This is a genomic window from Pseudoalteromonas sp. Z1A6, from assembly GCF_011378745.1.
Classification (GTDB): Bacteria; Pseudomonadota; Gammaproteobacteria; order Enterobacterales; family Alteromonadaceae; genus Pseudoalteromonas; species Pseudoalteromonas arctica.
Genome location: NZ_WTKW01000089.1, coordinates 1 through 13,486, shown reverse-complemented (window position 1 = coordinate 13,486; position 13,486 = coordinate 1). Strand labels below are relative to the sequence as shown.

Sequence of the window (13,486 nt, the reverse complement as noted above, 5' to 3'; positions counted from 1 at the left end):
TTGGAGTAAATAAATACAACAGCACTGCAAGCAGTGCTGTTGTAAAAAAAGCCGTTTTTATTATAAAACTAAACTTTTTATTTAGCGGCGGTAACATCAAAACGACCCGATTTTGAGTGCGCTTTAATACTTAAATCATACATAGATTCAGCATAAGCCGATGGCACTACAAAGCTGCCAGATGCAGTAGCCTTAACTTTGTAAGTCAGCTCAGTCATGCTATCGCCAAAGCTGCCATACAATATAACGCGATCCTCTCGTATATCTTTATAGTCAGAGGTCCAGCGGTTATAGCTATTGCGAACGCTGTCTCTGAGCACTTCAAAGCCACCAGGTAGCAAATCAATAACAGCAACATCCGAAATATTTTTACCCGTTGTACTACGCACTCGTAATACAACGTTTAGCTCTTGACCTTGAACAGCGGTGGTTACAATATTACCTTTATCGTCTTGGTATTCTCTGACAACTTCTAAACCATTACTTAATGACTTTTGTGGCACGTTTGTATCAAAACCAGCTTGGCTCATCATGTAAAATGAGCGAGGTGGCGCTAATACATCAAGCGTTTTAACGTCATTTAAAAACGAGGCTTTAGGATAAGGTGCATAAGTTACGTCTAATGCCTTTTTATCTGCCTTTGTCGTTGTTGCCATTATTTTTACATCTTCAGGCTGGGCTTGTGATAACGCAACTTTTGAGTATGCCGTCATAGCAAGTACAGACCAAGCAGACGACAACGTGTTGTAGTCTCCTTTAAAAATAGGGTCAACTACAGTAAACAAATCATCTTTAGTTAACTGCTTTAAGCGAGCAGGAAAATGTTTTGATAACAAATAAATATACTGTCCGTCGTGAGCTAGACGAGAGTCGTAAGCGCCCCAATTATCGTGTTGCGTATTTTGCCCAATTTTATAGCTATTGATCAGTGCTTGCGCTTTATCGCTTGCACGTAATAGCTGATAAGTTGCGCCCATAAACGCGGACGTTATATCTTGCTGCCATATTTTGCTATTACTCGCATTTACGCTTTTTTCTAAATCAGATAAGTAATTAGTTGTTACCTCACCTTGTCGTGTTAGCAAATAAATAGCATAAGCGCGGTTTCTGTCATTCGTCTCTAAAGATCCGCTCGCTATACTGCGCACACCTTCAAAACCACTGTTCCACATATCATAAGGTATTGCGACGCCCGCTTCTTTTGCATCTAATAAAAAATGCATAACATAAAGAGAAGAATAAATAGATGCACTAGAATTACCCGGCCATAACATAAATCTACCATCAGGTAACTGACGTTGACGAAGGGTGTCTATTAAGTTGTTTATACGCTCATGTTTATAAGATACGTCGCCCATATAACTTGGGTGTTCTAAATAACTCAGCACCGGAAACACACTACTCACCACTTGCTCGGTACACATATGAGGAAAGTTATCTAAATAACTAATAAGACCATCAACAAGGGCTAACGGGCTTTGTGAAGCGGTAATATTATTTTGTGCTAAATTAGCATATAGCTGTCTCGAAACCGCTATTTCTTTTTTACCTGATTCACTAAAGCCACTTTCAAAACTACTAACAAATGCAACCGCAGGGCGTACACTTAACGTAGCCGTACGTTGGCTAACATTGTCACCCGACAGCGCAGTAAATGTAATTGATGCAGCGCCAAGCTTATCGAGCACTTTTACTCTAAACGTTAATGTGTCTTCTGATTTTTCATCAATATTTAGCGTTAGTTTTTTATCACTTATTATTTCAATGTTGCTTGAAGCAAGCGCTTCTACCGTAATTGGGAGTTGTTTACCTGAATCCTCAACGCCATTGGCAATACCAAGTACAATATCAAACTCATCGCCTGGTGCCGCTGTCGTTAATACATTAGGGCTTAATACAAAGGGCCCTTTTACAAGTGTTGTACTTTCTTTAACACCAACACCCTCGTCATTTACGGCAATCGCAATTACACGTACCTGACCTGTAAAAGTATCTGGAATAGTGAACGTATGTTTTTTCGTTTTAGCATCAGCCGATAAAATACCAGACCAAAATGCGACTGGTTTTTGTACCTTACGAGAAAACGGGTTAAGTTGCTTGCTCTTGCGGTTCATTGCCATTGATTCAGCATAACCACCACCGGCAGCTGCAAGCTCTTGCACTAGCTTAAATTCAGGTAAAATAAGATCAACAATTTGCATAGTGCTAACTTCTAATGCACGTTTTTGTAAGAAGTGATTTAACGGCTTTGGCGTCCGATAATTCGCCACTTGTAAAATACCTTCATCTACAGCAAATAAAAGAACACGTGACGGTGATTTAGCACTATATGAAATGACTAAATCGTCACCTGGTTTTACTTTATCAGGTATGTTTACGTCAAAATCTATTGCGCGTTTACTACGATCAATCGCAAATGGTTTAACTGCGTAGCTTAATGGGCTTGTAAATATTTCTTTCGATTCAAGGCTTCGAACAAATGAAACATTAACATACGCATTGCCTTCTATTCCTTTAGGTAGCGTTATTGTTTGTGTGCTACTTGTTGTTTTACTCTCAAACCATTTAAATGCGTGTACTTTATTGGTTTCAATTGTAATTAAACCCGAGCCAACATAAGGCGCTACAATACTTATTTCAATTGTTTCGCCCGGTTTGTAATCCGGTTTATTTAATTGAACTTGCAGTTCAGCATTTTTTTCAAGCTTACCCGCTATGTTACCCGTACCGGTTACCGTAAACGATACTCTACTGACGGTATTCCCTTTGCCATCAACGAGTTCTACTAAGTAATCACCTGGCTCAGCAGTGGGTAATTCGTAGTCTGCGCCATCTTCTTTAATGTAAAACGGATTGCTTGATACCTGTTTGTTTTTTCTAACCGATTGGTACTTATAAGTGCCGTTATTTTGTTGCACCAACGTAGATACATATTGTTGTTCTATTAAATTTAGCGATAAATCATCACGCGCAACTTGCTCAGTTTCTGAATTAATATTAATAAATTTTACAACACGTTTTGACTCTTTTGATATGTAGCTTAAATCGCCATCGGCTTTATAACCAACTAATTGCTCAACGGGTGAAACAAGCACCGAGCTGCTTGCGCGAACACTTTTACCACCGCCTTCTTCATACCCTTGTACTGCAAAATTTAACTGATAAGTACCTGCCTCATAGCGGGTTAAGTCAATATCAAACTCTGCCTTGCCTTGTTCATCAGTTTTGGTTTCGGTTAATGATTCATTACTGTGTCTAATATTTTTCCCTTCACTGTGGGGATCAGAAAACACATAATCTTTGTATTCATTAAAGTAAAAACCAGCTGGAGATAAACGTAAATCAGCAGTAACACGTCTATTTTGAGCAGGTGTACCAAATAAGTTTTGAAGGCTCACCAATGCTTTAAATTTTGAGCTGTTTACCCACCCCTTTGCAGATGACTGAGAAAATTGACTGCTGATTTTCAATCTATCGGGCAAAAACTCTTCAACTTTAAACTCAGTACTGCCTAATTGGTCGCGGCTATTATTATTTTTAATAAGCTGGACCGATACATAATACGTTCCAGTGTTGGCGCTATTTTGTGTTTTAAAGTCAAAATCAAGCAATCCGTACTTATCCAAGCTCACACGTTTATTATAAACAGTTGCCCCTTTAGGATCGGTAATTATAAGTTCAAGCGGTATATCGCCCAGTTTTGTAAAGTTTTGTTGCTTCACAATCGTGGCAAGTTTAACGCTATCGCCTGGTCGATAAATTCCACGGTCAGAAAAAACAAACGCATCTATTTTATTACTACCACTGAGCCCAGAACTTACACCGCCGGTATCAAACCGAGAGTAGTTAACCATTCGGGCATAGCGATTATAAGGAATAAAAGACATGTCACTTTTAGTTTCTACTACAAAAGCAACGGGAGTTTGATCATCAGTAAACCACTTTGTGTTGTCGAAAAATGCGTGCCCCTCAGAATCTGTTTTAGTATTTAAAATAACTAATCCGTTTTTACCCAATAACGACACCTTCGCTTTTGCTACCGGTTTTCCTGTTTCAATAGATTGGACAAATATATCGCGAGATCCATCTGCATTATTTTTTACCAAAATACCTAAATCAGTAATAAGGATAAGTCGTTTTTCTTGGGGTCCATATACGTAATTATCTTTTGTATTTAACGCTTGAGCATTTATAAAAAATAAGCCTAAACCAACTGACTCATTATACTTACTACTCAAATCAATAGATGAATAGACCGCTTTTTTAGGGTGCTCCGATTTTAAATTAACTTGTCTGGTAAAAATTGAACTTATGTTTTCTTCTGTAAAGTAATAATTATTAAATTCTGGATTAGAAATATCACCACTGGTTTGACTTATAAGGTGGTTAATTTGATTGGCTTCTACCCTACCTACTTTAACTTGAAGTGCGTTTACACCGCGGGTCAAAAATGACAATTTATGGTCGCCATTTTTTGATAATATAGACCCTTTAGACATAATATTTACTTGTGTCGGATAAGCCGGCGTATCTAAAATAGTGTCGTATTTATTCACCATCGTAAACTCACCCGTCGACTTTAATCCCTTATCAATCGCGATATAAACTTGCTGGTTTTGAGGGGCGTCAAACGTAAAACTGTGTAACTTAGTTGTATCTTGCGCGGTAGGAATCGCATTTAACTTAACTTTTTGAGATTGCTTAAGCACTGCATCAGTAACTTCTCGTGGGCTACTGAAGTACTTATAGTTACCTTTTGAATCTTTAGTCGGTAATACGTAAGCAACCGTTTTACTAACCACATCTTGCGATGAAATATCATCTGTGAAGTCTAAAACAAGTGTTTGTTCGGGTTCCCCTTGCGTATTTTTTACCATCAACACATTGGCCGTATTTACTCTAAAAAAGCTATTTACACTTGGGATCAACACAGCGTCTTTGATCTCTACTGTTGTTTGAGAAGGACCCATAACCGGCTTTACACCGTTATTAATAACAAAATACAGATAGCTTTCGGTATCTTGAATACGTATTTGCTCTGAAGTAATGTAAATCTCTCGTTGATGCTTGTCGTAAGTAACATCAAATTTATATTGTGCGAGTTCGTTCTTGCCATCTTGCTCAAGTGATTGAGTCAGCTTTAAATTATTTTTTATGGTGTTTATATCTGTTGGGTGAGTCGCTTTTAATGTTGCAACCACCTTGTGACTTTTTTTAACGTTAGGGTCTTGATAAAAAGCGAGCGAGCTAAGTGTTAGTTCAAAATCGGGAGTTTTAAATACATGCTCATTATCACTTAGATGTATATCACTTTTAAAAATAGATGAATCAAAACGTACCTTATATTCTTGCCCTGCTGACCAATCTTGTTTTGGGATAAATTTAAGCTGGCTTTCACTATTCCAAGACCACTGTCCAATTAGCTCAGGCGTGACTTTTATACCTGTGGGAATCACTTTGCCAACAAGCGCAAGCTTTGCGACAGAGTAAGACACTGCATCCGTGTTTTCTACATCATCTAAAACGGGAGTAAAATCAATATAAAGCGGTTCAGGGTTTAAAACATCAGATAAAGTGGTAACAGCAGGTGTAGAGTGAGTTGCTTTGTAACTAATTGGCTGTGGTAAGGAAAGAAAAAAACAATAGCCTGCTATAATTAATATAAGCATTAGCACGGCGCTAAAAAATGCTGTTTTGCGCTCTTTAGCAAACCTAAGCACATTATTTATAGCAGTAATTAACCATTTCGGTTTATGCCAAATAATGACACCAAATATATTTAAAATAACAAAAAATGTGGTCAGTAAAACCCACACACTGCCAACTGTTTTTTCGGTTACATTTACGTTGCCAAGTAAGCTTGCAACCAAACTAAACAAACCCGTTCCTATGGCTGAAAAAACAATACTCATAAATAAGCTCGCTATTTTGGGAGCGAGTTTACTTTGTTTAAGATTAACCTCTTTTGGGTTAGCCTCTTTTGAATCGGTTTTTGTATTCACGTTCAAAATCCTTTTTCTTTATACTGCATATCAATAATTGAGAGAACTCATACTTATAATCTGATTATTTATATTCTTGTGGGACGAAACGGTAATGCCCCGTAATTTTAAAATCGAAAAGCATGTCGCTTTTTTCTGGTCCTCGACCAATATTATGAACAATTAATGGATTCCCTGTGTCTTTTGCTAACTCATTCACAACCATACCAATATGCGGCAAATTACCTGGCAGCATCCACGTTACAATGTCACCCGTTTTATAGTCGTTCGCGTTACTTGATTTAGTGAGCACTTGACCATGATTTTTAAAGTAAGCCTGTAAGTTTGGCACTCGGCGGTGATCTATATTTTTATCAGGTTTGGTTAAACCCCAAATACGCTTAGAGGGATATAGCTCAAAGCTTTTTAGCATGTCCTCATGCACAAGCTTTTGCAAATCAATACCTAAAAGTCGATATGATCGAATAACTACATCGGTACACACCCCTACATTAGCGGGCACATCGCCACCCGGATAAGTAATAGAGCGATAAGACCCATCGTAGGTAACGTTGTATGTTGTTCTTTCAAGCAGCGCTGCAACAATATCGTCATCAAACGATGCCGCATAGGCATTTACACTAAGTAAGCTCAGTAAAAAAACAGTAAAGCGTGTCATATGCAATCCTTTGAAAATGTTCATTAACTACAACGCTTGAACCACGTGTTCAGGCACGTTTATTATCTTGCCATTATTTGTAAAGTGCTTATCAAGACCATACGCCATTACTTCAAGTGGCGCAGCTGCATAACCAACCTGCTGAATTTCGGTTATGTAACGCAACATAAAAGCCTCGGCGCCAAGTTCACTCCATTGGGCTACGTGAACAAGTTCATGAAAATGCACAGCTAAATTATCAGCCACGTAAGGAAGCATGTAGTAAGTGTTTTTGTATGTAGTACCAGCCGCATCCATGTCAATAAAATCGCCTAGCCCCATTTCACGCAAAAAAGGAAAGTTAGGTTTGGGTATTTTATCGACAACAACGTAAAAGGCATTTTTTAAAAATTCAGTAGGATAAAACCCAGCAAACTCACTGGCAAATTTTTCACAGCTAATTCTTTGGTTTTTATATTTAATATTTGTTGCATCAATCCATTGTTCTATTTGTTCGAGCATGTCCATTCTCTTAATCATCAATGTTTACTGGCTAGACATTTCCCATTGCGATACAAGCCGATAAGTTAAATGATACCAAAACCAAGGCAAATAATCGAACTCCAAAACCTAAGAAGTGAACACATAATAGTCTCGAGTTGTAGTTCATTCCTTATTTCATAGGTATGAGCATTAACTAATTCACACGAACAATCAGTGGGTGTAAGTAACGCTAATTAATAAAAAACTTATTTTAAATCGTGTAACCATTTTACTAATTTTTGAACATGTCCGCTCGAACATATAATTAGATGACAAGCTTGTATGTAACCCTTTGAGTGCAGAACGTTTAGTGTTTCTGCAGATAGTAGTTGTAGTGTATCTGCGGCAATAGAATACAAGCCATTGTAGCCTTGTGTTTTGCCATTTGGTTGAGTGATGTTTAGCTGCACTGCTTCAATTAAATCGTGTTTTAGTAAGGTATTGATAAACGCGGTTGTGCGTTCGCCGCCGTTCATAAGCTTAATTAGCTGCTCACTCACATTAGTTAGATAAGCAGTTGGCTCTGAATTTTCATCAAATAATTGTACCCCTTCGCTATTACTTACTCTTGGGTGCTGCTCGTTAATTGTAACGGCTAACTGGGTTTGCTCACTATTATTTGAAAGCCTATTACCTACGCCTAGCTTAAATGGTTGTCGCTGAATGTGTAATGGCACGTAAGTAGCTTGCCAGATATCCTTTTGTAAAAATAGATTTTGTCCCTCATCAAAACCGGTTAAAGCAAACAGCTCAAATTGCCCAGTCTGATTATTTTTCATAAAATAGACTGGGTAGTCTAATGCAAGTTGAGAAAGCTCATCGGCAACAACCGGAATGTAGTTTATTGCCTCACCGTACTGTGCACCTCGCTCAGTTTTAATGCGAGTGTACTTATGTGTATTTTTATCGAGTAATACTGAGTTTGTCATAGTGTGTCGCTCTTATGTTTTAACTATATTTGCTGCATACCAAATTGATTAATTTGCACTAATAATTCTTTATTTGTAGGTAATTTATTAAGTAATTTTTGGGTGACTTGCTGGTTGTTATTAACAAGCGCAATGGCCTTTTTAAAATAACTTTCTGAGTTGCCATACAGTTCGCTTGAGCCTGTAAACCCCATGCCATACATCACATATTGATAGCTTGCTGCTGGAAACACTTCTTGTGAATGATCAAAGTGGTTATCGCTTGGTGTATGAAATTCCCAAAGTGATAAGTTATCTTTTAAGCTTTGTGGAATAGTACTTTGATGACAGTGCGCTTGCCAAAATGGGCTGTCGGTTCGTTTACTCAACATATAATGCAACTTTAAAAAGTCGATTATTCGCTCCCATCGATAACTAAATGTGCGGTTAAAACGCTGCGCAGTTATATTCATTACATGCCTATTGGCCGGAAATTGCTGGGCAACAAAATTGGCTGATATTTCTACCAGTAATAAAGCAGAGGCTTCCAGTGGCTCCAAAAAACCAGCTGAGAGGCCTACTGCGACACAGTTTTTATGCCAAAATTTTTCACGATGTCCTGGTTCGAAACTAAGCTTTTTAACTTTGTATTCGCTTTGCTGATCTTTATTAATATTTAAGTAATCAAATAATTGCTGCTTAGCATCTTCATCACTAATGTGTTTACTAGAGTACACATGCCCTACTCCACGGCGTGTTTGTAACCCTATATCCCAAATCCAGCCAGATGTTTGTGCTGTAGATAAAGTATGCGAGCATATTGGTTCGTCATCTTTGTATGGCATGTGTATGGCAAGCGCACTATCAGCAAATAATACATCTTTACAAGATTTAAACCCCACCCCTAAGTTCTCACCTAGTAATAACGATTTAAAGCCACTGCAATCAATAAATAGATCCCCAGCTATCTCTATTTTATTATTAAGGCTAACGCTTTTAATATCGCCATTTGTGCAATTGTTTACACCGACGACAGTGCCTACAATGTGTTTAACATTAAGATTATTAATGCAGTGGTTTTTTAAGAATGTAGCGAATAAGCCTGCATCCAAGTGATAAGCATAATTTGCTATTGCACTAAATTCGGGTGTGGTGATTTGTTTGGGAGCTAATCCGCTTTCGCATATTGATTGCTGCGCACTTACATACTGGGCAAAAGGAAGTTTTGGCTCGTTTTTAGTTAGCCAACTAGTAGCTAAGTTATGTTCATACATCCCTGTTGGTAGTTCAAGCGGGTGATAGTAATAGTCGTCTTCTTCACCTGTAATCCATTTGGCAAACTTGGCGCCTTGTTTAAACGACACATTACATTTTTTAATAAACTCACTCTCACGTATTCCCATATCTTTAAGGGTTCTTCGCATAGTAGGCCACGTCCCCTCACCTACTCCCACTGTTGGAATATCAGATGACTCTAACAGCGTTATATTTATTTTTTTACTGTGATGCTTTTGTAAATAAGCTGCAATTATTCCTGCACTTAGCCATCCTGCTGTTCCACCGCCGACTATTACTATTGATTTAATATCATCGTTCATAGCAACCTCGTTAGTTAAAAGGCAAAAACGACAGCGCTGAGCTGTCGTTTTGTATTATTTGTCAAAAACTAACTTACCATTTAGCACTTAAGCCAATGCTAAAGCGCGGACCATATTGCTCAGCAGATACTAATTGCTCTGCAAAACGACCATGGCGGCGTGTTGTTTCATTAGTTAAATTAAGTGCATCAAAGCTAACACCCAAGGTGTCGTTAATGGTGTAATTAAAACTAAAATCTAGCTGACCGTACGCCTCTGTAAATGTAGGCTCAGTTCCCAAAGACAGTAAGAAATCATCGCGCCAGTTATAGGCTAAACGAACTTGGTAATCATCGTTTTCGTAAAAGCCGACCAAATTACCTGAGTCGCTTAGTCCTGCTAGTGCAATTGTTTGGTCAAAATCATACGGTTTAAACGATTCATCGCTATTAACTATCGTATAATTAGCAACGACGCCAAAGCCTGTATCAGGCACCATGTACTGCGCATTTAATTCCCAACCATCTACTTCACGATTTTGAAGATTATCTGGCGTTGCAATATCAAATTTAACAATCGGGTCTGACGCTTGGCTTAAACATGCTGGGTTAGGTGTATCTGAACTATCAGGACAACCAGGGCGGGGGTTAACACTTGGATCGCGTAACGGCTCGCCATTTACATCATTTAGCGTACCTTGCACTACGCCTGCACCAATGAAGTTTTCAACAAACTTTTTAAAGTAACCAACCGATGCATAGCTTCCGTCGTCTCCATACCACTCAACTGAAAAATCAAAGTTATCTGACGTAATTGGCAATAAGTTAGGGTTACCTTGCGATGCATTAAACGGTCCTTCAGGACGGGCATTAATGGTAGTTGATGGGAACATACCACCAATACCTGCACGGGCTAATGTACGACTATATGAAAAACGAGTTTTAAAGCCGTCATCTAAGTCGGCGCTTATATCAAAGTTTGGTAATATACGTGTATAACCACCTTCAAGCTCCTGCGGTGTTGCTGTTGCAGCAAATACAGGGCGAAGTTCTTCAGCATGACGATAGTTAAAAGCAACAACCCCAGGCTTGACTGAATAACCTGTTACATCGGTGTCTTCGTAGCGCACACCGACATTCATATCAATTGGAATATCGTTAAATTCGGTTTTAAGATCAAATGATACATATATCGCGAGCGTTTGCTCCTCAACCCCATTTGTAGAAATATTTGGCTCAATAAATAATCCTTCATCTCTGACAATATCTACAAAATCGTTGGCACTGTAACGTGGAATAAATGGAAATAGCTGATCCGAACCTGAAAACTCATCAGCAAAGTCACCTTGTTCATCAAAGGTTAGCCCTAGGTTGTCTAGGGGAATATCGACAAATGAAAACTGCTCAGAAAGATAAGTATCAATTTGGTAATCGGTATACATTACACCAAAATTAATAGCGCTGAGTGCCCCACTCTTCAAATTCTCCCATTGTCCACTTGCATGATACTGCTTAATGGTATTTTTCATTTCATAGCCACGGCGCTGATATAAATCAGATACGATATTAGCAGGATCGTATGCACCGCCTGGCAATGTAGAGTCATCGACAGTAATACTCGGAATATCACCCGAAAAGTTAGCACCAATTGATTTAACAGAACCCGGTACATTTTTTAAGTTAGCAATCGTTTCGGCAGTATCTCCATCAGGGTTTGAGTGCGATGTAGAGTTATGAGCGTCAAACGTAAGTTTCAATGAATCGCTGGCTTGCCACGCTAAGTTAAGGCCTAGTGAATCATTTTCTTTTTTTTCGTAGAGTTCCCACGCCCAAAAATTCAACTCATCATTTGCATTTTTAATATCAACTAACGTACCGTTGGCATCAGTTGTACCGGTTGGATTATCGAACCAAAATGCCATTTTATTTGTGTTACTAGTTTCTTCAAAGCGCGATAAAGTGTAATCAAGCGTAGCCGTTAAGTTATCACTTGGAGCATACTGTAAAACCAGCTGCGCATTTTGACGCTCGCGCTTAGTTTCAAATCGCTCCATTTCTGGCGTCCAAGGTACCCAATAAGTACCCGTTGGATTAGCTGTTGTATCAATTGCACTGCTATCTACTCCTGTGGGGTTAGCGCGATTACGTACCCAGCCTTGCGATGTGCCTACGCGCTCTCGGCCACTTTCTCGCTCTGAATGCGACAGCGCAAGTAAAACACCAAATGTATCGTCTGCAAATGTTTGGCTAACCATTCCCGAAATTTCAGGTGTTAAATTAGAATCTTCAGAGCTGGTATCTAATATTCCTTTTGCATTAGCAAAGGCTTTAAAGCCATCAAAATCAAACGGCTTTGCTGTATTTATATTAATGGTTGCGCCAATCCCTCCAGAGGCTACATTCGCTTTACCTGTTTTATAAACAGACACACCCGATACACTTTCTGCTGCTATTTCTCTAAAGTTAAAGCTGCGCGAAACCCCCGCTTCTTGCAATACAGAAGAGTTAGGCATTTGGCGGCCATTTAAGGTAACAAGGTTAAAACCTGGACCAAAACCACGGACACTAACTTGGTTGCCTTCATTGTTTGCACGGTCGATTGATACACCACTAATACGTTGCAGCGATTCAGCTAGGTTAGTATCTGGTAACTTACCAATATCTTCAGCTGAAATAGCATCTACCACGCCCGATGAGTCTTGTTTTATTGACGCAGATTTACTTAATGCGCTTCTAATACCAGTTACTTGGATAACTTCAACATCACTTTGTACAGTTGTCTCGTTTTCCTGTGCGGCATAACTTACAGGAGAAGTTATCAGCATTGCTGCGCAAATCGCATTTAATTTAAATTGTGTGTTAGTCATTTTTGCACCTAAATATTGTGTTTATTACGTGTAATCGTTGACGGATTATTTACGGGATGCTTATTGTTACCATAATATTGTTAACAATTAACTTTACAATAAATTAGTTTAGCTAACTAAGTCAAACAAATTGACCATTTATTTTACAGTTAGCGTTGGTTTTTTATTCGATATTGTAAGCAAGCAGTAAAGTACTGAGACTTATGCATGATTGTTGAGCGGGTTGCTTCCTACAAAAGCGCCAGTTGGTATTAGCGCTCTAATAACGAGGTTATTTTTTTGGCGGTATTTTTAAGCTCGCTAATTACACTGTGTTTATTAGCGTGAGTGTTTAGGGTTGAGTCAAAAGAAGAAATGGTCAATGCAGCTATTAAATTTGCATTAGGCTTGCCAATTAAGACACTAAAATCGTGTACTCCGGCGATAAGTGGATTGCTTTGCATTATGTGCCCTTGCACTTTGATTGTGTTTAGCTCATTTAATAATGCTTTATAGGCGTCTTTACTAGCACTGTAAATTTCATCGTGTTCGATAAGCATTTGCCGCACTTCGTCATTACTGTTGGCTAAAAGCAGTTTACCCGCGCTTGAGCTACTAAGTGGAAATAAAGCCCCCTCTGCAATACTCAAATGCATAGGGCTTTTGCTACGCGCTTGCACTACCACCATAGCTTGGCTTTGATAAAGCATACTTAGATGACATGACTGTTCAATATTTACAGCTAGATCTTCCATATGTGGCAAGGCCGATTTTAGTACATTATCCATTGGTGAAATACTTCGCGATAAATTATACAACTTTAATGACAAATGATATCGACCAGAGGTTTCAGAGCGAATTAGATAACCGCGCTTTTCAAGCCCAACAAGTACTCTATAGACTTCGTTAGGTGTTTTTAAAATACCAGCCGCTATCTCACTTTGTGTACAAGGCCTTTTATTTTTTGCTAAAAA

The 13,486-nt window shown here is 38.7% G+C and carries 7 protein-coding genes; all 7 read right to left on the bottom strand.

The window, feature by feature from the left end:
* Positions 1-77: 77 nt before the first annotated feature.
* Entirely contained in the window at positions 78-6,002 is a 5,925-nt protein-coding gene (locus tag GQR46_RS07800; protein ID WP_165740629.1) for an alpha-2-macroglobulin, read from the bottom strand.
* A gap of 64 nt (positions 6,003-6,066) precedes the next feature.
* Positions 6,067-6,660, bottom strand: a complete 594-nt coding sequence (locus tag GQR46_RS07795) for a DUF1287 domain-containing protein (RefSeq protein ID WP_165740628.1) — start codon at positions 6,658-6,660, stop codon at positions 6,067-6,069.
* 27 nt (positions 6,661-6,687) lie between these two features.
* A complete protein-coding gene (locus GQR46_RS07790) occupies positions 6,688-7,167 on the bottom strand; it encodes a hypothetical protein (protein WP_206009501.1) in 480 nt (159 codons plus the stop codon).
* Between the two features lie 221 nt (positions 7,168-7,388).
* A complete protein-coding gene (locus GQR46_RS07785) occupies positions 7,389-8,111 on the bottom strand; it encodes a SapC family protein (protein WP_165740626.1) in 723 nt (240 codons plus the stop codon).
* Between the two features lie 23 nt (positions 8,112-8,134).
* Positions 8,135-9,688: a tryptophan halogenase family protein gene (locus tag GQR46_RS07780; RefSeq protein ID WP_165740625.1), complete on the bottom strand. Its 1,554-nt coding sequence runs from the start codon at positions 9,686-9,688 to the stop codon at positions 8,135-8,137.
* 73 nt (positions 9,689-9,761) lie between these two features.
* Positions 9,762-12,533, bottom strand: a complete 2,772-nt coding sequence (locus GQR46_RS07775) for a TonB-dependent receptor (RefSeq protein WP_165740624.1) — start codon at positions 12,531-12,533, stop codon at positions 9,762-9,764.
* Positions 12,534-12,784: 251 nt separating this feature from the next.
* A partial coding sequence (locus tag GQR46_RS07770; RefSeq protein WP_165740623.1) for an IclR family transcriptional regulator C-terminal domain-containing protein occupies positions 12,785-13,486 on the bottom strand: 702 nt, incomplete at its 5' end.

Coding starts and splice junctions, on each gene's coding strand:
- GQR46_RS07795 (WP_165740628.1), bottom strand. CDS start 6,660: ATGACACGCTTTACTGTTTTTTTACTGAGCTTACTTAGTGTAAATGCC.
- GQR46_RS07790 (WP_206009501.1), bottom strand. CDS start 7,167: ATGGACATGCTCGAACAAATAGAACAATGGATTGATGCAACAAATATT.
- GQR46_RS07785 (WP_165740626.1), bottom strand. CDS start 8,111: ATGACAAACTCAGTATTACTCGATAAAAATACACATAAGTACACTCGC.
- GQR46_RS07780 (WP_165740625.1), bottom strand. CDS start 9,688: ATGAACGATGATATTAAATCAATAGTAATAGTCGGCGGTGGAACAGCA.
- GQR46_RS07775 (WP_165740624.1), bottom strand. CDS start 12,533: ATGACTAACACACAATTTAAATTAAATGCGATTTGCGCAGCAATGCTG.